Annotated in this window: 11 protein-coding genes; 8 read left to right on the plus strand and 3 right to left on the minus strand. The window is 71.4% G+C overall.

Going from position 1 to position 22283, the window contains the following annotated elements; all coding sequences use genetic code 11:
- The first annotated feature begins 122 nt into the window (after positions 1-122).
- Genes FHS42_RS18510 through moeZ form a run of 4 tightly spaced genes read left to right on the plus strand, consistent with a single transcriptional unit; the run spans position 123 to position 3330 of the window.
- Positions 123-260 carry a hypothetical protein gene (locus FHS42_RS18510; protein WP_184573358.1) on the plus strand — a complete coding sequence of 46 codons (138 nt, stop codon included), beginning with the start codon at positions 123-125 and terminating at the stop codon, positions 258-260.
- Entirely contained in the window at positions 260-1354 is a 1095-nt protein-coding gene (locus FHS42_RS18515; RefSeq protein WP_184573359.1) for an SDR family oxidoreductase, read from the plus strand. Before FHS42_RS18510 ends, FHS42_RS18515 begins: the two co-directional genes overlap by 1 nt.
- Complete coding sequence (locus tag FHS42_RS18520; protein WP_184573360.1) at positions 1342-2091, plus strand: spherulation-specific family 4 protein; 750 nt, start codon at positions 1342-1344, stop codon at positions 2089-2091. The genes FHS42_RS18515 and FHS42_RS18520 overlap by 13 nt, the downstream gene beginning before the upstream one ends.
- A 60-nt stretch (positions 2092-2151) precedes the next feature.
- On the plus strand, positions 2152-3330 hold the full coding sequence (gene moeZ / locus FHS42_RS18525) for an adenylyltransferase/sulfurtransferase MoeZ (RefSeq protein WP_184573361.1): 1179 nt from the start codon (positions 2152-2154) through the stop codon (positions 3328-3330).
- Between the two features lie 350 nt (positions 3331-3680).
- Here the strand turns inward: moeZ and FHS42_RS18530 are convergent, their stop codons facing one another.
- The 3 genes from FHS42_RS18530 to FHS42_RS18540 form a co-directional block, all read right to left on the minus strand.
- On the minus strand, positions 3681-5297 hold the full coding sequence (locus tag FHS42_RS18530; RefSeq protein WP_184573362.1) for an alpha/beta hydrolase: 1617 nt from the start codon (positions 5295-5297) through the stop codon (positions 3681-3683).
- 93 nt (positions 5298-5390) lie between these two features.
- Complete coding sequence (locus FHS42_RS18535) at positions 5391-7073, minus strand: alpha/beta hydrolase (RefSeq protein WP_184573363.1); 1683 nt, start codon at positions 7071-7073, stop codon at positions 5391-5393.
- Positions 7074-7281: 208 nt separating this feature from the next.
- Complete coding sequence (locus tag FHS42_RS18540; protein WP_184573364.1) at positions 7282-10248, minus strand: lysylphosphatidylglycerol synthetase family protein; 2967 nt, start codon at positions 10246-10248, stop codon at positions 7282-7284.
- Positions 10249-10439: 191 nt separating this feature from the next.
- On the opposite strand from FHS42_RS18540, the gene FHS42_RS18545 reads away from it, so the two are divergent.
- The 4 genes from FHS42_RS18545 to FHS42_RS18565 all read left to right on the plus strand — a co-directional run bounded on the left by FHS42_RS18545 (position 10440) and on the right by FHS42_RS18565 (position 21846).
- Positions 10440-11003, plus strand: coding sequence for an MGMT family protein (locus FHS42_RS18545; RefSeq protein WP_281392796.1), 564 nt, complete (start codon positions 10440-10442; stop codon positions 11001-11003).
- A gap of 1063 nt (positions 11004-12066) precedes the next feature.
- Positions 12067-15792: an ATP-dependent helicase gene (locus FHS42_RS18550; RefSeq protein ID WP_376772631.1), complete on the plus strand. Its 3726-nt coding sequence runs from the start codon at positions 12067-12069 to the stop codon at positions 15790-15792.
- A gap of 119 nt (positions 15793-15911) precedes the next feature.
- Positions 15912-20291, plus strand: a complete 4380-nt coding sequence (locus FHS42_RS37250; RefSeq protein WP_312866939.1) for an ATP-dependent helicase — start codon at positions 15912-15914, stop codon at positions 20289-20291.
- A 145-nt stretch (positions 20292-20436) separates the two neighbouring features.
- The gene (locus FHS42_RS18565) at positions 20437-21846 is read left to right on the plus strand and encodes a dipeptidase (protein WP_184573367.1); all 1410 of its coding nucleotides are present in this window, start codon (positions 20437-20439) and stop codon (positions 21844-21846) included.
- Positions 21847-22283 lie beyond the last annotated feature (437 nt).

Genomic DNA, 22283 nt, shown 5'->3' on the forward strand with positions numbered 1-22283 from the left:
TCGCGCCGTAGCCATCGCGCGCGTTGGCCCTTGGCGCACGTGCCGTGAAAGCCGCCGCCGCAGCCCGGCCCCCGGGCCCACAGTGGTTCCCGGCGGCCCAACCCTCACAAGGAGCAAGCGAGATGAACACCTTTCCCCTTGACCGTCCCGCCGACCGGGTGGCTCAGATGCCCCGTCCGGCCTGGCCCGTCAGGACGATTCAGCCCCTCAGCATCTGCGTCACGCAGGCCAGCGGCACAGCGGAACGGGGGCGCGGCTGATGCGCGTCTTGCTGCTTGGCTCCGGTGGCTACCTCGGGCGATACGTCGCCGACCACCTTCTCGCCGACCCGGCGGTGCAGCTCACTGAGCTCGGCCGGGGCGACGGCGCCGACGTGCGCTTCGACCTGTCCACCGGCAGTCCCGGAGCGCTGACCCGCTTCCTGGACGCCGTACATCCCGGCGTGGTGATCAACTGTGCGGGCGCCACCCGAGGCGGTGCCCGGGAGCTGACCCGGCATAACACGGTGGCCGTGGCCACCATCTGCGAGTCGCTGCGGCGCAGCGGCTGCGGCGCGCGGCTGGTGCAACTCGGTTGCTCCGCCGAGTACGGGCCTTCGCAGCCGGGGTCCTCCATCGCCGAAGACGCGATCCCCCGCCCGGGCGGCCCGTACGGGGTGAGCAAGTTGGCCGCGACGGAGTTGGTGCTCGGCTCCGGCCTTGACGCGATCGTGCTGCGTGTCTTCTCGCCGGTCGGGCCGGGCACCCCGCCCCATTCGCCCTTGGGCCGCCTGGCGGACACGATGCGGCGCGCCATGCAGGCGGGCGACAACGAGTTGAAGTTTCCCGGGCTCGGCGCCCAGCGCGATTTTGTGGACGTACGGGACGTTGCACGTGCAGTGCACGCAGCATCGTTGTCGGCTGCACAGGGCGTGGTGAACATCGGCACCGGCCGCTCGGTGCGGCTGCGCGATGCCGCCGCCGTGCTGTCCAGAGTGGCGGGCTTCGGCGGTGCGCTGCACGACATGGAGGGCATCTCCCACCCCCTGCGTACCGTGCCGCATCCGGCGCAGCCCCCCGGCATCCCGCACTCCGTAGGGCACGTGAGCCCGCTCGGTGGGGGCCACGGGGCGGGTCACGGCCACGGCCATGGCGGCCCGGGAAGCGGCCATGGCCCGGGGCACGGCGCAGGGCACGCGCGGGGCGACCACGGGGCCGAGCACCTGGGCCCCGCCGGGTACGCGTACCCGGACGGCTGCGGCGGTTGGCAACAGGCGGATGTGCGCACCGCACGGGACCGGCTGGGCTGGCGGACGCGGATCGGTCTGGAGGAGTCCCTCGCCGACATCTGGATGGAGGCGGCATGTCGTATCTGACGTCCACGGGCTCCCCGCGGGCGACAGCGGCGGCGGGGCGGCTCGGCTTCGGGGTGCCCGGCTACGCCCATCCTTTGCTGGCTCCCGCGGAGTGGGCCGAACTGGCCCGCCCGCGCACCCCCCTGCACTGGGCGGTGCTCAACGTGGCGCGTGGTCCTGGCGCGCGCGCCGATCCGCACTGCCTTGCGGAGGCGACTCGGCTGCGTGACGCGCGGGTGCGGGTCCTCGGTCACCTCGATGTGCGGTTCGGCACCCGCCCGTTCGGCGAACTCCTCTCGGACGCGCACCGCTATCTGGAGTGGTACCAAGTTGGCGGGTTCTATCTCGACCGGTGCCCCACCGAGCGCACCGGTCTCGGCGAGATCCGCCGTGTGGCCACCACACTGCGCGCCCTGTGCGAGGGGGCTTACGTGGTGTTCACGCATGGAATGCACCCTTACGCGGGATATGTGGAGAGCGCCGATCAACTGGTGACCTTCTCCGGGCCGTGGGCCAACTACCGGTGGTCACAGGTGGCTGCGTGGACGGCGGACTATCCGCCCGAGCGGTTCTGCCACCTGGTGCACGGGGTGCCTCGCTCACATTTGGACGAGGCGCTGCGCATCGCCCGGTGGCAGGGCGCGGGCACGATCTACTTCACGGACCGTTCGGGCCATGGCCAGACCGACCCCTGGGAGGCGCTGCCCGGGTACTGGGACGAAATCGTCTCGCGCATCGGACCGGGTGTCTCGGAATGAGACGCCGCGTGGCAGTGTTACGAGAAGAACAACGCTGCTCCCACCAATTACGGAGTCCCCGTGTCGCTGCCACCCCTGGTCGAGCCGGCTGCCGAGCTCACCGTGGACGAGGTTCGCAGGTACTCGCGTCACCTGATCATTCCCGATGTGGGAATGGACGGGCAGAAGCGCCTGAAGAACGCCAAGGTGCTCTGTGTGGGCGCGGGCGGCCTCGGCTCGCCCGCACTGATGTATCTGGCGGCTGCCGGTGTCGGCACGCTCGGCATCGTGGAGTTCGACGAGGTTGACGAGTCGAACCTACAGCGCCAGATCATTCACAGTCAGGCCGACATCGGCCGTTCCAAGGCGGCATCCGCCCGGGACTCGGTCCTTGGCATCAACCCTTATGTGAACGTCGTGCTGCACGAGGACCGCCTTGAGGCGGAGAACGTGATGGAGATCTTCTCCCAGTACGACCTGATCGTGGATGGCACGGACAACTTCGCCACCCGCTATCTGGTCAACGACGCGTGCGTGTTGCTGAACAAGCCGTACGTATGGGGTTCGATCTACCGCTTCGACGGCCAGGCGTCCGTCTTCTGGAGCGAGCACGGCCCGTGCTACCGCTGCCTGTACCCGGAGCCCCCGCCGCCCGGCATGGTCCCCTCCTGCGCCGAGGGCGGCGTGCTGGGCGTGTTGTGCGCCTCCATCGGCTCAATTCAGGTCACCGAGGCCATCAAGGTGCTCACCGGCATCGGCGAGTCGCTGGTCGGCCGCCTGGTGATCTACGACGCCCTGGAGATGACCTACCGCCAGGTCAAGGTCCGCAAGGACCCCGACTGCGCGGTCTGCGGCCCGAACGCCACGGTCACCGAGCTGATCGACTACGAAGCGTTTTGTGGCGTGGTCTCCGAAGAGGCACAGGAAGCGGTGATGGGCTCGACCATCACCCCGAAGCAGCTCAAGGAGTGGATCGACGAGGGCGAGGGCATCGAGATTATCGATGTCCGCGAGCCAAACGAGTACGAGATCGTCTCCATCCCCGGTGCCCGGCTGGTCCCCAAGAATGAGTTCCTGATGGGCAACGCCCTCCAGGATCTCCCACAGGACAAGAAGATCGTCTTGCACTGCAAGACGGGCGTCCGGTCGGCCGAGGTGCTCGCCGTGCTGAAGTCCGCGGGCTTCGCCGACGCCGTACACGTGGGTGGCGGCGTGATCGGCTGGGTCCATCAGATCGAGCCGGACAAGCCCGTCTACTAGGCGAACTGCGCGGCGGCTGTCAGGCGGGAACCGGCAGCTGCCGTCAGGCAATTGGGCCGGCCCTCGCTCGACCGGGCGGTGGCCGTCCGATCCGGGCGGCCTTCCGGTCGTCCGATGGGTGTCCGATGGGTGTCCGGTGCTGCGGTCTCTCGGTGCTGGGGCCGCCCCGTGCCTTCGGCAGCAGACACCAGTGAACGACGCAGGGGCCCGGATCACCGTTCACCGGTGGCCGGGCCCCTACGCGTTGGCCGCCGTGCGGCCCATGGACGACTCTCAGCCAGCTCGTCAGCCAGTGAGCCCGGCCAGCGGCTAGCCAACCATCGCCAGGACAGCTAGCCGGGCAGTTGGGGCTAGCTGCACGTCGTGCCGTTGGCAGGCACCTTGCCGTCGAGGAGATAGCCGTCAACAACCTCGGTCATGCAAGCGCTGCCGCTGTTGTACGCGCCGTGCCCTTCGCCCTTGTACGTCAGCTCGACACCAACGCCCTGACCAAGCTGCCGGGCCATCTTGCGCGCACCCTCGTAGGGCGTCGCCGGGTCGCCGGTGTTGCCGATCACGACGATCGGTGGCGCCCCAGCGGCGCTGACCTCGGGGTGGTCCTGCTGCCCGGCCACTGGCCAACTGTCGCAACTGAGCAACCCCCAGGCGACGAAGTCGCCGAAGATGGGGGAGGCGGCGCGGAACTGCGGCAGTTTGGCCTTCACCTGGTCCGGGGTGTAGCGCTGGCGGGAATCCGCGCACGAGATGGCGGTGTTGGCGGGCTGGATGTTGCTGTAGTGGCCCTGTTCGTCGCGTCCTGCCATCGAGTCGGCGAGCGCCAACAGCACGGAGCCTTGGCCGCGTTGTGTCGCCTCCTGGAGGCCGAGCGACAAATACTTCCAGGCCTCCTTGTCGTAGAGCGCCGCCGCTATGCCGTACACGGCCTGATCGGCCGTCAGCTTGCGGCTGCTGTCCTCGACAGGCAGCGGTTGCTGGTCCAACTTCTTCACCAGCGCCGCGATCTGCTGGCTGCCGCTGGCCGGGTCGTCGCCGACCGGGCACCTGGAGCCCTTGCGGGCGCAGTCCTTGAGGTAGTTGCCCAGTGCGAGCTGGAAGCCCTTGGCCTGCGCGAGTGCGTGCTCGGCGGGGCCGTGGGTCGGGTCCACCACCGCGTCAAGTACGCTCCGGCCGACGTTCTTGGGGAACAAGTGGGCGTAGACGCCACCCAGTTCGGTCCCGTACGAGATGCCGAAATAGTGGAGCTTGCGGTCGCGCAGCACCTGCCGCATCAGGTCCAGGTCGCGCGCCGCGCTCACGGTGTCCACGCGCGGCAACATCTTGCTGGAGTTGTGCTGGCAGGCCACCGCGTACTTGCGGGACTGCGCGAGGGCTGCCGTCAACTCGGTTTCGTCGTCAGGTGTGTTGTCCACGGCCGCCGCCGCATCCTGTTCGGCATCGCTCAGGCAGGTCACACCCTCACTCGCGCCGACCCCGCGCGGGTCGAAGCTCACCAGGTCGTACCGCTTGCCCAGCTTCTTGTAGTCATCGGCGAAACTGGGCAGTGTGCCGACACCGGAGCCGCCGGGCCCGCCGAAATTGAAGATCAGCGAACCGATTCGTTGGTCACCGTCCGTCGCCTGCTTGCGAATCACCGCGAGGTCGATGGTGTCGCCGGTCGGCTTCTCGTAGTTGAGTGGAGCCTTGAGCGTGCCGCACTCCCAGGCCTTTCCTGGCGCCTCGCCCCCGCCTTGGAGCGCTGTGGGCGCCGGGCAGGACTTCCAGCTCACCTGCTGGCCTGTGAGCGCCTCGGGCAGGGTGGCGTCGCGCGGCACCGGCGGCGCGGACGACGGCGGCCGGGCGTTCTTTGCGCCCCCATCGGATGCGGAGTCCCCGCCGTCGTCACCGCCTCCGCAGCCGTTCACCGTCGCACCCAAGGCGACCACCAGGGCCGCCGAAGCCAAAGCCCTGCTCCGTATAAGACGTGACATGCTGCCTGATCTTAGGTGCCCCGGCTCGCTCTCTCGCCAGCGCACCGGGCCATCCGGCCCCTCGCCGGGGCGCTGCCGCCACCGGTCACCTCGCTAGCGGCACACTGTGCCATCCCGCGGAACCTTCCCCGCCAGGAGATACGCGTCCACGGCGCGCTTCACGCACGGGTCGCCGCTGTCATAGGCGCCATGGCCCTCCCCGTGGTAGGTCAGCTCCACACCGACGCCCCGGCCCAGCGCGCGGGCCATGCGACGGGCGCCCTCGTACGGGGTGGCCGGGTCGCCGGTGTTGCCGACGACCAGGATCGGGGCGGCGCCCCGCGCGCTGACGTCCGGCGTCTGCCAGGTGCCATGCGTCGGCCAATGGGCGCACTGGAGCAGGCCCCACGCCAGGTAGTCGCCGAACACCGGTGACGCCTTGCGGAACGTGGGTAGCGCGGCCCGTATGTCCGCTGGCGTGTAGCGCTGGGTGAAGTCGGCGCAGGTGATGGCGGTGAGGGAGGATTGAAGAGAGCTGTAGTGGCCGTCCTCGCTGCGGCCGTTCATCGCGTCGCCGAGCGCGAGCAGCACCTGACCGTCCCCGGCCTCGGCGTCACTGAGGCCCTGCGTCAGGTACTCCCAGAAGTCCTTCGAGTACAGCGCCTGCGCGATGCCACCACTGGCCAACGACTGCGTCAGGGACCGGCCGCCTTTGCCAGGCAACGGGTCGTTGTCGAGCCGCTTGAGGAACGCGGTGATCTCCCCCTCGGTCGGGCAGTCGTCTCGCTCGGCGGGGCAGTCACGCAGATAGCTCTGCAACGCCCGCTGGAACCCTCTCGCCTGCCCGATGGCCCCGCGTAGCGGGTCCTGGTCCGGGTCCACGACGGCGTCGAACAGCGCCCGACCGACCCTGTCGGGGTACAGATGGGCGTAGACGCCGCCGAGTTCGGTGCCGTACGAGACGCCGAAGTAATGCAGCTTGCTGTCGCCGAGCACGCGTCGCATCAAGTCCAGGTCGCGGGCGGCGTTGACGGTGCCGATGTGCGGTAGCACCGTGCCGGAGTGCTTCTTGCAGCCCGCCGCGTAGGTCCGTATGCGGGCGTCGAGCGCGGTGCTCTCGCGGGCGTTGTCCGGGGTGGCGTCGGCCGCGTGGTACGCGTCGAGGTCTCGATCATCCAGGCACCGCACGCCGTTGCTGCGGCCGACGCCACGCGGATCGAAGCTGACCAGGTCGTAGCGCTCGCGCAGGTCCTGGTAATTCTCCGCGAACGCCGGCAGTGCCGTGATGCCGGAGCCGCCGGGGCCGCCGAAGTTGTAGATCAGCGAACCGATTCTGCGGTCCTGGTCCGTCGCCCGCGCGCGGATGAGGGCGATGCCGATCGTCTTGCCCTCGGGCCGCGCGTAGTCGAGTGGGGCGTGCAACGTGGCGCACTCCCACGGTTCGCCCGGCGGGCCCCCGTCCGCGCCGTCCTCGCTCGTGTCCGGTGCCGGGCACGACGACCAGTCCAGCTCTTGCTGCGCCGAGGCGTCGGGCCGCCCGCCGTGGTCCTCGTCGTCGGAGCTACCACATCCCACGGCGGCGCCGCCGATCAGCAACACGGCGGCCAACCATGCACCGGTGCGTACGCCTGGCACGCCGCGTACGCCCCCGGCGTATCCCGTTGCGGGGCGCCCCGCCGTTGGCTGCTTCGCTGCTGGTTGCCCCGCTGCTGTGCGCTGTGCCCCGGTGCGTCTGGCTGCCGCACCCGTGCGTGAGGGGTCCCGCTGTTTGGCATCCGCTCGGATCTCTCGGGACATGGCTGTCCTCCCAAGGCGGTGGACCGGCTGCCTGCCATCGTCCGGGCGAGCGCGGGCCGCTGCCCGCACAGACGGCCGTACGAGTGAGCCGCGGCGATACGCCCGTGCGGGTGAGCGAGCAGCCGCAGCCCCGCGGTACGCGACTGCCGCGGTACGCGGCCACGGCTTGACCGCGACTGTGGCTGGAGGCGCCGCTACCGCAGCCCGCCTACAGCGCTTCCTTGCGGGTCAGGTGGGTGAAGGCGAGCCAGCCCGGGAGGACCGGGAGCCAGAACGTCATCAGCCGGAACAGCAGCACCGCGGGCGCGGCCGTGTCGTACGGGAGCCCCGCGAACGTCAGACCCGCGATGAGCGCCGCCTCGACCGCGCCGACGCCGCCGGGGGTGGGCGCAGCGGAGCCCAGGGCGTTGCCGGCCAGGAAGACCACGGCGATGCTCGCGTAACTCAAATTGCCGTCGAAGGCCCGGATCGAGGAATCCAGGCACATCACGAACGCCGCCGTGAGGAGCAGCATGCCGCCGATGCCCGCGAACAGCTTTTGCGGGCGCTGGAGCAGGTCGAGCATGCGCGGAATGACCCCGGCGAACAGCGACCGCACCCGCGTGGACACGAATTTGCGCATCGCCGGAATCGCCGTCACCACCAAGGCCAGCACCGCCGCCGTCAGCAGCCCGGCGATGACCGTACGGGACGGCGAGAGGGTTGGGGTGCGCTCGGTGCCGGTGATGTAGCCGAAGGTGCCGAGCAAGATCACATGGCTGGCCAAACCGAAGAGCTGCGATGCGCCGACGCTGGCGACCGCCTGCCCGGGGCGCACTCCGGCGCGTTGCAGGAAGCGGGTGTTGAGCGCCACGCCACCGACAGCCGCCGGGGCGACCAGCTTGGCGAACGACGCGGCGACCTGCGCCAGCACGGTTCGCCCGAACGGCACCTTCTCCGGTACGAACCCGAGCAGGCTGATGGCCGCACAGATATAGGTCAGGCTGGAGAAGAAGAGAGCGATGGCCACCCACGCCCAGTTGGCCTCGTCCACCACCTGGCCCAGCTTGATGTGGGTGAACTGGGAGAGCAGGAAGTACGCCGCGAACGCGCCCGCGCAGAAGCTGACCAGGGTGCGCGGCTTGATGCGCTCAAGCCGGACCGGCTCTATCGGCGCCTGCGGGCGCACCAGCAGCACCTGCTGCCGGATCTGCGAGAGCAAGTCCTCCTCACGGGCCTCTTCAAGCGCCTCGTCCACCGCACGCTTCTCGGCTTGTTTTTCCGCCTGCTGCGCCGCCTTGAGGGCCTTCCTCGCCTTGCGGTCCAGCGGCTCCGCATCGACCCGCTGCCTGACCTCGGCGGCCTCCGCCTCGCGCGCCTCCTTTTCGCTACGGGCCGCCGCGAGCACGGCCTCGCGCTCGCGCTCCGCACGCTCGCGGGCGAGGTGGCGGAGCGTGCCGCGGGTGACGCGGTTGAGCGCGAGGGGCTGAAGCAGCGGGAGGCAGTCGGCGACGGCGTCGGGGCCCATGACGCCGACCGCGGCGGTCACCGAACGCTCGGCGCCGACCCGCAGCGCGAGCGTGGTGAGCAACTGCGCGATGTCCATCCGCAGCACCACATCGCCCGCGGCGATCTCGCCGCCGCGCAGGTCAGAGACGATGACCCGGCCGGAACGATCCACCAAGATGGCGTCGCCCTCCAGCCTGCGGTGCGCGATGCGCCGCGACTGCAACGCGCGCGCCTGGCGCCAGGCGCCCTCAAGGAGTTCGTCGGTGATCCGCTCGTCGGGGAGGGAGTTCAGGGTCCGGCCGCCGGTGTGCTCGTACACCAACATGACCGCGTCCGGGCCCAGCTCCGACGTCGCGATGAGCTTAGGCGCGTTGGCCCCGGCGGCGATGGCCGCGTACGCGAGCAGCGCCTCCTGCTCCAGCGCCTGCCGCAACGACTGGAGGCTGCGGCGCTGGGTGATGGAGCGCAGCGCGAGCCGTTGCCAGGTGCGGTAGAAGAAACCCTGCGCTTGTTGCTCGCGGTCCACGACGGTGACGTCGAGCGGTAGGCCCTCCTCCAGAGTGACCAGATAGCGGCGGCCCCGGTCGGCGTTGGACGGTTGCTCGCCGCTTTGTCCCTCGTCCCAGCGCAGCGCGCTCACCGGGCTGAAGCCGACCCGGCGCAGGCCGAGAAGCAGATGCTGCCCGGTGGGCCGGACGTTGGGCGAGCCGACCGCGTACAGCGTCCCGTACGCGACGGTCCAGCCGATCAGCACGGTGACGAGGATCGAAAACGGCGTCGTATAACGGCCGACGAGTACCGCGAAGGCGTCGAGCAGCAGCACGATCCACATCGCCACCCGCCAGCGCGGGCGGCGGGCCATGCCGACAGCCGTCATATAGGCGATGACGGGGGCGAGATAGCCGTGCACGGGATCGGAGAACGCGCCGCCGGGCGACTGCTGTGTCAGCGCCTCCTGTACGGAGTTGGGCGCGGAGCGCGCCACCCATAGGTCGGTGGCGAGCGATACGCCGTGGGCGAGGACGGCGGCGAGCACGCCATCGGCGATCCGTAGCCCGTCCCGTTTGATCAGCCGTTCCATGGCGAAGGCCACGGGCAGGATCAGCACGGCGACGCTGGCTGTCAGACCGGCGAAGTCGATGAGCAGGTCGGGTGCCTGCTCCGCGCCCTTGCCGATGTCCTTCCCCAGGCCGGCGGTGGTGCCGTGGGCGAAGGCGGCGATGGCCAGCACGACGGCGATGCCGAGCACTCCGAGGACCAGTTTGACCAGGTCGGAGGGGCGGTGCACCCGGGCGGGCAGCAGTGGTTCGTCGCCGGAGACCTGGTCCGCGCGGAGATCGGGCTCCTCGCAGCGGTGCGCCCCGGTGGAGGCGGGCTCGGCTGGTGCGTCGGGTGCGTCGGGTGCCTTGGGTGAGGCTGGCGAGACGGGTGTGGCAGGTGTGGCAGGTGTGGCAGGTGTGGCGGTTGAGTTGGGCTTGTTGGCTTCGGGCCCGGGCTCGGGCGCTGGGGTGTCGGATGAGGCGGTGGCGCCGGACGCGGTAACGGGGCGCGCGGTGGCGCCGGCTGCATCGGTGGTACGGGCCCCCGATGCACCTTCGGCGTCCGGGCCGTCCGTCGCGTCGTTTTCATCGGAGCGGGGCAGCGCGGCGGGGGTGCTGTCCTCTTCCGAAGGCTGCGCACCCTGCATCTCAGTCGTCTCTTCTTGGTCTCGTATCACCTGTCACCGCCCGGAAGATGGTGGCATGGCCAGCGAGCCGGGGGCGGCAGCAGGGTGTACTTCGGGGGCGCGAGATACGGATGGTACGCCCCGTAGCACCCATCCGCACCCGGTGTAATTGCGGGGTTCCGCTGTCGGTGCCGTGCGGCAGGATGAGGCGGATGAGCCGCGAGAGCGAGGAACGATCCGAGCGGGACGGGCTGCCCGAACACCGCGAATACGCAGAACACGCCGAGTATCCGGAGTATCCCGAATACGCAGAACGTGTGCTGGTGGTAACGGAGCGCATTCCGCCCGGTCGGGTGATGACATACGGCGACGTCGCCGAGTGGCTGGCCCAGGAGATAGACCCGGAGGCCGCGCCGGTGCCCGGTGGCGGTGGCCGAGGTGTGGGCGGCCCGCGCCAGGTGGGCCGGGTGATGGCGCTGTACGGCGAGGCGGTGCCCTGGTGGCGCGTGGTGCGCGCGGACGGGACGCTGCTGCCGGGCCATGAGCGGCAGGCGTTGGCTCACTACCGAGCGGAGGGCACACCGTTGCGCGAGGCGGCGCGGACCAGGCCCGCGCCCGACGCTGCTGAATCCGGTGGGTCCGGCGGCGGCCAGGGCCGGCGCGGGGCGCGCGGAGCTAGCGGCGCACGCGGGCGTACGAGCGGGGAGCTGCCGCGGCTCGACATGCGGCGGGCCCGCTGGGACGGCGCCGACCCGCCGCCCGGCGGGTCGGCGTGAGGCATCCGGCGCGCCGGGCGGACGGGAGGGTTCCGCGGTCGCCGCCGGGCCGTCCCGTGCCGTCCGCGGATGGGACATCTCGGGCATGAGCGATGCCTCCGGACTTCCTGACGTACCGGGCATAGTGCGCGGGTGCGGCGTGTCTTGGGTGATCCGCGCATGGCGGGCGGCTGGCGCCTTCCGGGAGCCCCACGCCCTCAGCTTCCACGTACCCCGATTGTCTGATGTGTCCTCCGCAGCAGAGGGTTGGAGTGCGCTGTGGAGGCATGTGGTGCTTGCGGTACGCGTGGTGCGCACGGATTGCCGCGTTACGTACATCACGCGCCTATCGGATGCGCCTGGCGCGCCCCATGGGCCCGCGGTGCTCGGCGCGGCGTGCGGAGCCCGGGCCTCCGGCACGGCCCGGGCGGCTGTTATCCCTGGTGTGGCAGGTGTTTTCGGAAATCGGGGAGCTTCCGTCCTAACTCCCGGACTCATGGCGTGCGGGTGTACGGCAGGGGGATGTAGGGCGAGCTGGGGACGCCTGGGACGCGCTGCGCCCCGCGCCGGCACTGGCGTAGCGTCTGGGGCGGCCCTCACCGCTCGGCCGCCGTCCAACAAGTCTTGGCCATCACGAGGCGCATTTCGGCCACGGAACGGCGCGTCGGGGGCACGGCCGGGCTCAACCGGGCGTTGACCACAGGCGTCATGGCCCCACCCGTCCAGCACGGCCGCAAGGCACCCAGTACAACCACCAGGACCGGCGAACCACGTGAGCTCCTCCTCCTCGTCTCTTCCCCGGCGCGGGCCGACGTCGCGAACGCGGCAAACGCCCCCGGGGCCGCGGCAGGGGACGCCCATGGGGTCTTCCGCCGCGCACCCCGCCGGGGACGCACTCCCATCCGCCCCCCAACCGGGACCGCCCGCAACGACCGAAGCGCGCGGCAGCGCCGCGGCGTACGGCGGTGCCAGGGCAGCTGGCGCTCCCTGGACGTCCGCAGCCTCCGGTTCGGGCGGCTACCGGCTGGTGCGTACGCCGCCCGGATCGGCCACGTCCCCTGTGCTGGACGCCCGACAGCGCGCGGTGGTTGATCACGCCGGCGGTCCGCTGCTCGTGCTGGCGGGTCCCGGCACCGGAAAGACGACCACGCTCATCGAGGCCGTCGCCGCCCGCGTGCGCCGAGGCACCGACCCGGAGCGCATCCTGGTCCTCACCTTCAGCCGGAAGGCGGCGGTCGCCCTGCGCGATCGGATGGCGGCACGGATCGGCGGCGTCGCCGCTCCCTGGGCGACGACCTTTCACTCCTTCTGTTACGCGTTGGTACGCGCCCACCAGGACGCCGACCTGTTCGCCAACCCGCTGCGCCTGCTGTCGGGACCCGAGCAGGACGTGGTGGTACGTGACCTGTTGGCCGGGCAGGCGGAGCTGGAGCGCGAGGGCCGCGCTTCGGTGCGCTGGCCCGACGACCTGCGCGCCTGCTTGACCACCCGAGGATTCGCCGACGAGGTGCGCGCCGTGCTCGCCAGAAGCCGGGAGCTGGGCCTTGGCCCCCAAGCGCTGGGCTCCTTCGCCGCCCGCACCGGCCGGCCCGACTGGGGCGCGGCTGCCTCCTTCCTCGCCGAGTACCTGGACGTCCTCGACGCCCAGGGAGTGCTCGACTACGCGGAACTGGTGCACCGCGCGGTGTTGCTCGCAGAGCGCCCCGAGGTGGCGGCGGAGCTGGCCGGGAAGTACGACGCGATCTACGTCGATGAGTACCAGGACACGGACGTCGCCCAGGCGCGGCTGCTGCGCGCGCTGGCGGTCACCGCGACGCCCCGGCGCGGCACGCCCGGCGCAGTTGCGTCGGGCGGCGGTGCGTCGGAAAAGCGTGTGCCGGGCGGCGGCGTGTCGGAACGGCGTGCGCCGGGCGGCGGTGTGTCGAGGGGGGCGGGGGCAACGGACGGTGCGCCGGTGGGCGGTGCCGCGGGGAGCGCCGCACCGCAGGGGGGTACGCCGCAAGGGCGTACGCCCCAGGCGGGTACGGCGCTGGTTGTGTTCGGCGATCCCGACCAGTCGATCTACGCCTTCCGGGGCGCGGACGTTGGCGGCATCCTCGGCTTCCCCGCAGCCTTTCCGCGCGCTGATGGACGGCCCGCTGATGTGGCGGTGCTCACCACATGCCACCGTGCGCGCGCGGCCCTGTTGACCGCCACCAGGACACTCGCCCGCCGGATGCCGCTGTCCCGGCTGCCGGCCGCCGTTGCGCGCGCGCACCGAGAGCTGACCGCCACCGGCGACGGCGGAAGGGTCGAGGCCTACACCTATCCCACCGTCAGCGCCGAGGTGGACAACGTCGCCGACATCCTGCGCCGTGCGCACCTGGAGGACGGGGTGCCGTGGAGCGCGATGGCGGTGCTCGTCAGGGCGGGCGCGCGGGCGCTGCCGGGCGTACGGCGGGCGCTGACCACCGCGGGCGTGCCGGTCGAGGTGGACGGCGACGACATTCCGCTACGAAACGAGCCCGCCGTCGCGCCGTTGCTGACCGCCCTGCGCGCCACGGCAACAGCGACTCTGCCGGCGCGCGCCGGCGCGACGCCCACGCCGCCCGTACCCCACCAGCGCCAGGCCCCGACGAACGACTCGACGAACGACTCGACGAACGACCCGGGGGCCGATGAAGCTGAGGACGCCGACAACTTCTCGGCCGACAACGCCTCAGACGCCGTCGGCGGGTGGCTCTCCGTGGAGACCGCGCTCTCCCTCCTCACCTCGCCACTCGGCGGCATGGACGCCACCGACCTGCGCCGGCTCGGCCGGGCGCTGCGGGACGAGGAGCGGGCCGCCGGGCGCGCCGTGCCCAGGCCGTCCGATGTGCTGATCGCCGAGGCATTGACCGAGCCGCAGCGACTGGTTGTGCACGATCCGGCGTACGCGCGGGGCGCGCAGCGGCTCGGGCTGCTGCTGTGTAAGGCGCGCGAGTTGCTCGCTGGCGGCAGCACGGCGGAAGAAGCGCTGTGGTGCTTGTGGGACGGTACGTCGTGGCCGCAGCGGCTGGAGCGAGCGGCCTGGCGTGGCGGGGCAGCGGGGCGCAATGCGGACCGGGACCTCGATGCGGTGTGTGCGCTGTTTGAGACGGCCGCGCGCGCGGAAGAGCGCACCGGTGGCCGGGGCGCGCTGAACTTCCTCGAAGAGCTCGACGCCCAGGACATCGCCGCCGACACGCTGGCACGCCGGGCGGCCAGGCCCGACGCCGTACGACTGTTGACCGCGCACCGCTCCAAGGGGTTGCAGTGGCGGCTCGTGGTCGTGACGGGTGTCCAAGAAGGGCTCTGGCCCGACCTGCGGCGGCGCGGTTCGCTCCTGGAGGCGGACCGGATCGGCCGGGACGGCATCGCGGAACCACTGCCGCCCGGCGCGCTGCTCGCCGAGGAACGGCGGTTGTTCTACGTGGCGGCGACGCGGGCCAGCGAGCGTCTGGTGGTGACCGCCGTACGGGCCCCCGCCGACGACGGCGACCAGCCGTCGAGGTTCCTGACCGAGCTCGGCATCGAACCGGTGGATGTCATGCACCGGCCGCGGCGCCCGCTGTCGGTGCCCGCACTCGTCGCGGAGCTGCGCGCCACCACCGTTGATCCAGCGGCCTCCGACGCGCTGCGGGACGCGGCGGCCCAGCGGCTCGCCCGACTCGCGGCGCTGCGCGACGACGAGGGTGTGCCACTGGTCCCCGCGGCGCACCCGTACCGCTGGTGGGGCCTGGACGACACCACCCACAGCGAGGTCCCGCTGCGGGACCGGGAAGCGCCGGTGGGGCTCTCGGGCAGCGCGCTCGACCAACTGGTCAACACCTGCTCCCTCCAGTGGTTCCTGGGGCGTGAGGTGAAGGCGGAACCACCGTCCACCGCGGCGCAAGGGTTCGGCAACGTCGTCCACGTGCTCGCCGACGAGGTCGCCTCGGGGCGTACCCCCGCCGATCTCGCGGTGCTGATGGAGCGGCTCGACTCGGTGTGGGATGCGCTCGCCTTCGAGGCGCCGTGGAAGTCGCGGCAAGAAAAGGAGAACGCACGGGCAGCCCTGGAACGCTTTTTGCGCTGGCACGTGATGGAGCGCGGCGGGCGCACCGTCGTCGGCAGCGAGCACGCCTTCGATGTGACGCTTGAGGTGGATACGTACCAGGTACGCATCCGCGGCTCCATGGACCGGGTGGAGACGGACGCCGATGGCCGCGCGTACGTGGTGGACTTCAAGACGGGCAAGCAGTCGGTCACCCGCGACGGGGTTGCCCGTCACCCGCAGCTCGCCGTCTACCAGCTTGCGGTGCGCGAGGGCGCGGTGGACGACCTGTTCGGCGGCGCTCACCCGGAGCCCGGCGGCGCGGAACTGGTGCAGCTACGGCAGGGAGCCGCACGCAAGGCGGGGGGCGAGACGCTGCCCAAGGTGCAGGCACAGGAGCCGCTCCCGCGGGGGCTGGTGGAGCAGGGAGATTCGGCGGGGCCGGTGGGGCACGTGGGGCAGGCGGATTCAGCGAGTCCCGTGGAGCGGGTGGGTTCGGCGGAGCAGGTGAGCGCGGCGGGCCCAGTGGATACGGCTGACGCGACGGATTCTGCTGGTGTGGCGGGGCCGGTTGCCGCGGCGGCCGGTTCGCCCGGGGAGACGGCGGGTGGGACGGCGGGTGCCGGGGCACCGGACTGGGTGGGCGATCTGCTCGCTACGGCGGCGGGCCGGGTGCTCGATGAGCGCTTCACCCCGAGCCCCGGCGAGCACTGCAACCGCTGCGCCTTCCGCGCCTCCTGTGGCGCCCGCCCGGAGGGCCGGCACGTGGTCGAGTAGCACCGCGAAGGCGGGGCAGGCGGGGCAGGCGGGGTGGGGGGACGCGGAGGCGGGGTTGACGGTGGTTGGTCGCCGGGACGTGGTGGGCGATGTCAGTGGGCGGCATTAGCCTCACTGGGGTGTCAGCACACCTCACCGATCCCGAGCAGCTCAAGGAGCTTCTTGGCATTCCGTTCACCCCAGAGCAGATGGCCTGCATCATTGCGCCACTCGCTCCGCAGGTGATCGTGGCCGGGGCCGGCTCCGGCAAGACGACGGTGATGGCCGCGCGGGTCGTTTGGCTGGTCGGTACGGGACAGGTCGCGCCGGAACAGGTGCTGGGCCTCACCTTCACCAACAAGGCGGCCGGCGAGCTGGCCGAGCGGGTGCGTAAGGCGCTGCACAGGGCCGGGATCGGCGAGCCCGGTGACGTCGGAGGTGCCGTTCGCGGGCCTGGGCCCGGTGAAGTGGAACTGGAGGGCGAGGTTCCGGGCGAGCCGCGAATCTCCACGTACCACGCCTTCGCGGGGCAATTGCTGGGGGACCACGGGCTACGCATCGGAGTCGAGCCGGGTGCCCGATTGCTCGCCGACGCCACCCGCTTCCAACTCGCCGCCCGCGTGCTGCGCACCGCGCCCGGCCCGTATCCGGCGCTCACGCGGTCCTTCGCCGACCTGGTGACCGACCTCCTCGCCCTTGACGGCGAACTGGCCGAGCACCTGGTGCCCGTCGAACGGCTGCGGACCCACGACACCGAACTGCTGGCGACCCTGGAAGGGGCCAAACTCAGCAACGACGACCTGCGGAAGGTGCCCGAGGCGGCCCGCGCCCGGCTCGAACTCCTTGACCTTGTCGGCCGCTACCGCGCGGAGAAGCGCCGCCATGACCTCCTCGACTTCGGCGACCAGATCGCCCTGTCGGCCACCTTGGCCCGCAGCCATCCCGAAGTCGGCCGGGCCCTGCGCGAGGAGTTCGCCGTGGTGCTCCTCGACGAGTACCAGGACACCTCGGTGGCCCAGCGACTGCTGCTGTCGAGCCTGTTCGGCGCGGGTGAGGAGGCGACGGCTAGCGAGGGCGGGGCGGGGGCGGTAGCCGGCGGCGGGGCGGACCCGGACGCCGGTGCGCGCAGCCCCGGAGTAGCTGCGGGCGCGGGGGCCGCTGTGACCGCGGTGGCCGGGAGCGCGACCGGTGGTGGGAGCGGTGGTGGGAGCGCAGTCCCCGGCGCACGGGCGGGCTTGCACGACGGTACGGGGCACGCCGTCACCGCCGTGGGCGACCCCTGCCAGGCGATCTACGGCTGGCGCGGCGCCTCCGTCGCCAACCTGGATGACTTCCCCGAGCATTTCCCCCGCGCGGCTGGGGGTGTTCGCGAGGCTCATGGTGCTCACAGGCCTGTTGGGTCTGTTGGGTCTGTTGGGTCTGATGGGTCTGATGGGGCTAGTGGTGGCAGCGAGATCGGCGATGCTCACGTACCTGGTGGTGCTGTCGGGGCAGTCACGTCCGCTGCTCGGGCGCGCAACGGTGGCCCGGCCGAGCGGTTCTCGCTCAGCGAGAACCGGCGTAGCGGGGGCCGTCTACTCGCGCTCGCCAACCGCCTCGCCACCCCGTTGCGCGCACGGCACGCGGGCGTCGCGGCGCTGCGCCCCGCGCCCGGCGCCGACCGCGACGGCCTGGTGCGCTGCGCGCTGCTGCCCACCCACGCCGAAGAACTGGCCTGGCTCGCGGACTCCATCGCCCACCTCGTGCGTACGGGCACGCCGCCGGGTGAGATCGCGGTCCTGTGCCGTACGGCGGTTGACTTCGCCCAGATTCAGGGCGCGCTGGTGGAGCGGGACGTTCCGGTCGAGGTGGTGGGCCTGTCCGGGCTGCTGCATCTGCCGGAGGTCGCCGATCTGGTCGCCATGTGCGAAGTGCTGCACGACCCCACGGCCAACGCCGCCCTGGTACGGCTGCTGACCGGCCCGCGCTGGCGCATTGGCGCACGCGACCTGGCGCTACTGGGCCGCCGCGCCCGTGCGCTCGTACGACGTCACCCCACTCACTCACCTGACCCTGACAACCCTGACAGTCCCGGCCAGGACGCGGACCGCCGCCTCGCCGAGGCCGTCGAGGGGGTCGATCCGGCCGAGGCCATCTCGCTCGCCGACGCCCTCGACACACTCGTCTTGAACACATCCCCCTATGGACCCCAGGCTCATGACGACGCGGGCGACGAACTGCCGTTCTCGGCGCACGCCCGAGTCCGCTTCGCCCGCTTGGCCACAGAACTGCGTGTATTGCGCCGTTCGCTCGGTGATCCGTTGATGGACGTGTTGCACCGCGTTCTCGCGGTCACCGGCCTTGAGGTGGAACTGTCCGCTTCGCCGCACGCACTCGCCGCCCGGCGCCGCGAGACCCTGGGTAACTTCCTGGACATCGCCGCCGGATTTGCAGCTCGTCAAGGCGGCGCCTCCGCGCTGGACGGCGCGCCAACCCTGCTGGCGTTCCTTGGGTTCCTACGGACGGCCGCCCAGTACGAGAAGGGCCTGGACAACGCGCTCCCGGGTGGCGAGAACACCGTCAAGGTGCTCACCGCGCACAAGTCAAAGGGCCTGGAGTGGGACGTGGTGGCGGTGCCGGGGCTGGTGGCGAAGACGTTTCCGAGCGAGCAGTCCCGCGAGTCCTGGACGGCGAACGCGAGGGTGCTGCCGCACGCGCTGCGCGGCGACGCCGACACGCTTCCTGACGTGACGAGCTGGGACGCCAAGGGGCTGAACGCGTTCAAGGCCGCGATGAAGGAGCACCAGCGCACGGAGGAACTCCGCCTTGGCTACGTGACCTTCACCCGCCCCCGCTCCCTGTTGCTCGGTTCCGGGCACTGGTGGGGCCCCTCTCAGAAGAAGCCACGTGGCCCGTCCGCCTTTCTGGATGCGCTGCGGGAGCACTGCGAAACGGGTGCGGGCGAGATCGAGGTTTGGGCGCCCGAACCGGCCCCTGACGAGGAGAACCCAGCCCTGCGCGACCCGGACCCAGACTCGGACGAGGCCGCGCCCGCCGACCGGGCCTGGCCGCTCGCGCTCAACCCAACGGCGCTCGCCCGCCGCCGCCGGGCCGCTGACGCGGTCCTCGCCCACCTCGCCCGCCTCGACGCCCCCACCGGGCGTGCCACGCACCCCGCCGCGCACACCGCGGACCTGGTGGAACCCGCCACCGCCACCCCTGGCGCGGAGGGCCCATCAGGCCACGACACGGAGCACCCCGCCACCGCCGCCTTCGCTACCGCCCTCGCCCCGGACGATGCTCACGCCGCGGACGATGCCCTTGGCTCGGGCTACGCCCACGACCCGGAGTGGCCGCCTCCAGACGACCCGCACGATGACGCCTCGTACCCCGACCCGTATGACGACTTGTACGACGACCCGCATGAGCGCCCGTACGGCGAGCAGCACGCCGACTCGTATCACGCTGACTCATCGGTGGCGCCCCCGGCCGTCCCGCAAGCAGCCCCACCCGACACTCCGCACGGCGACGAGCCAGCGAACGACGAGCCAGCGAACGACCAGGGACTGAGCGACCGAGCACCAAACGACCGAGCACCAAACGACCAAGCACCGAGCGAGCATGCGCCGAGCGGCGAGCCGCTGCTGCCAGCAGAGACGCGGCTTGCCGACTCGTGGGACCGGGACCTCGACGCGCTCGCTGGGGAACTGCGCCGGGCCCGGGCCACCGTGCGCGATGTGCTCGTGCCGCCCGCGTTGAGCGCATCGCAGGTGCTGCGGCTCGCCGCCGACCCGGATGGCTTCGCCCGCGAACTGGCCCGCCCCATGCCGGGCCCGCCGCGCCCCGCCGCGCGCCGCGGCACCCGCTTCCACGCCTGGGTCGAGTCGAGATTCGAGGCGCTGCCGCTGCCGATGCTGGGACCGGACGAACTGCCGGGCGCCGACGAGGACGGCCCGGAGTCGGACGCCGAGGGCGGTGGGGACGGCTGGGACCTGGAGGCGCTGAAGGAGGCGTTCAACCGCACCCCGTACGCCCGCCGCACGCCGCACCGCATAGAAGCCCCCTTCCAGCTCAACCTCGCCGGCCGGGTGGTGCGGGGCAGGATCGACGCCGTATACCGCCACCGCGTACGGCATGCTCCTGGCGCGAAGCCCGCCCCCCCGGCGGACGGCGCGCACGCCGCCGAAGCCACACCGGGTGCCGCGCCCCACGGCCCCCCCGTGGACGGCGACGGCAGGCCTGCCGACGAAGCGCACGGTGACCAGCTCCAGGACCAGGGGGACCAAAACCAGCTCCAGTACGAGTACGAGTACGAGTACGAAATCATCGACTGGAAGACCAACCGGGCGCAGGACGCCGACCCACTCCAGCTCGCCGTGTACCGGCTGGCCTGGGCCGAACAGCATGGCCTGCCGCTGTCCGCCGTCACGGCGGCGTTCCTCTACGTTCGTAGCGGCGAGATCGTCCGGCCGGAACCCCTGCCGGGCCGGGCCGAAATCGAACGCATCCTGCTCGGTGAACCACGCGGCACAGGCGCCTAGCCGAACGCGGTGAGCACCTCGCGAGGGGCCCGGCGCGGGAGGCGGTCTCGCCTGCTGCGCTGCCCCTCACACCATGACCGGCCCTCGGGCTCGGGCGGCGGAACCCGGGCGAGGCGGGTCGGCCCGGCCGGTTAGGCTCGTCGTCATGAGCACCGCCCCGGACGACGCTGTCCGCGCCTATGTCGAAGCCCACCGTGCCGCGTTCCTCGATGACCTGGTCGCCTGGCTGCGTATCCCCTCCGTATCGGCCGACCCCGGCCGCGCCGGTGACGTCCGACGCAGTGCCGAGTGGTTGGTCGAAAAGCTGGCCGCGACCGGCTTCCCGACAGCGGAGGTCTGGGAGACCGCCGGTGCTCCCGCGGTCTTCGCGGAGTGGCCGTCGAGCGATCCGGACGCCCCCACGGTCCTGGTCTACGGTCACCACGACGTCCAGCCCGCCACGCTGGAGGACGGCTGGCACAGCGATCCGTTCGAACCGCAGACGCGCGACGGCAAGCTGTACGCACGGGGCGCGGCCGACGACAAGGGGCAGGTGCTCTTTCACACGCTCGGCGTCCGCGCCCACCTGGCCGCGACCGGCCGCAGCGCGCCCGCCGTCCATCTGAAGTTGCTCATCGAGGGCGAGGAGGAGTCCGGTTCGCCGAACTTCCCCGAGCTGATCAAGGCCCGCGCCGACCGGTTGGGCTGTGACGCGGTGGTCGTCTCCGACACCGGCATGTGGTCAAGGGACACCCCGACGGTTTGTACGGGGATGCGTGGACTGGCCGACTGCCAGATCGACCTGTACGGGCCTGAGCAGGACATTCACTCAGGTTCCTTCGGCGGAGCCGTACCGAATCCGGCCATGGAGGCGGCCCGGCTCGCTGCAGCGCTGCATGACGCGGACCTGCGGGTGGCGATACCCGGCTTCTACGATGGTGTGCTGGAACTCACCGAACGTGAGCGCCAGCTCTTCGCCGAACTCCCCTTCGACGAGGCGGAGTGGCTGCGTACCGCACACTCACGCGCCACGTCGGGCGAAACGGGATACACCACCCTGGAGCGGATCTGGGCCCGCCCGACCGCCGAGGTCAACGGCATCGGCGGCGGCTACCAAGGCCCCGGTGGGAAGACCATCGTTCCCGCGAGCGCCCAGGTGAAGCTGTCGTTCCGGTTGGTGGAGGGCCAGGACGCGGAAGAGATTCAGCAGGCGGTACGGGAGTGGGTGGCGCAACGGCTGCCCGCCGGTATCCGGCACGAGATCACCTTCTGGGGCGCGACCCGTCCTTGTCTGACCCCGCTTGATCACCCGGCGTTGCAGTCGGTCGTACGGGCCATGGAGCGCGCCTTCGGCCAGCCGGTCCGCTTCACCCGTGAGGGCGGCTCGGGCCCGGCGGCCGATCTGCGGGACGTCCTGGGCGCACCGGTGCTCTTCCTCGGCATCTCGGTGCCGTCCGATGGGTGGCACGCCCCGAACGAAAAGGTGGAACTCGACCTGCTGATGAAGGGCGTCGAGAGCGCCGCCTATCTATGGGGCGATCTTGCCGAGACCTGGCGGGTACCCGTGACGCGATAGCAGGCCAGGCCCTGGGGCGACGGCAAGCCACTGCCCGACCAGTGAGCTGCACGGCGGACCACCGAGCCGTACGGGCGGACCACCCACCGGGCCAGCGGCGAACCACCGAGCGCCAGGCAGGCCCCACCAGGCCACCCACCAGCCCAGAAGCGGGCCACGGGGCGTGCAGCGGGCCGAAGGTCGGGCAGGCGGGACCGCCGGGAACACGACAAAGTGTTCCAGACAGACCAGCGACCAGACAGACCAGCGGCCAGGCAGACAGCGGCCAGGCAGGTCAGACAGGCCAGAGGTCAGACAGTCGCACGGTCGGGCTGATCGAGACCGCTGGAGAGTGCGTAAGGCCCGGTAAACCCGACACCCAGCGAAGCCCGAACGACGGCCGCGTAAGCCGGGAAGAGAGCACAGCTGTACATGGTTCACATAGGGGGAGTTGGAAG

This window comes from Streptomyces zagrosensis, from assembly GCF_014203645.1.
Lineage (GTDB): Bacteria > Actinomycetota > Actinomycetes > Streptomycetales > Streptomycetaceae > Streptomyces > Streptomyces zagrosensis.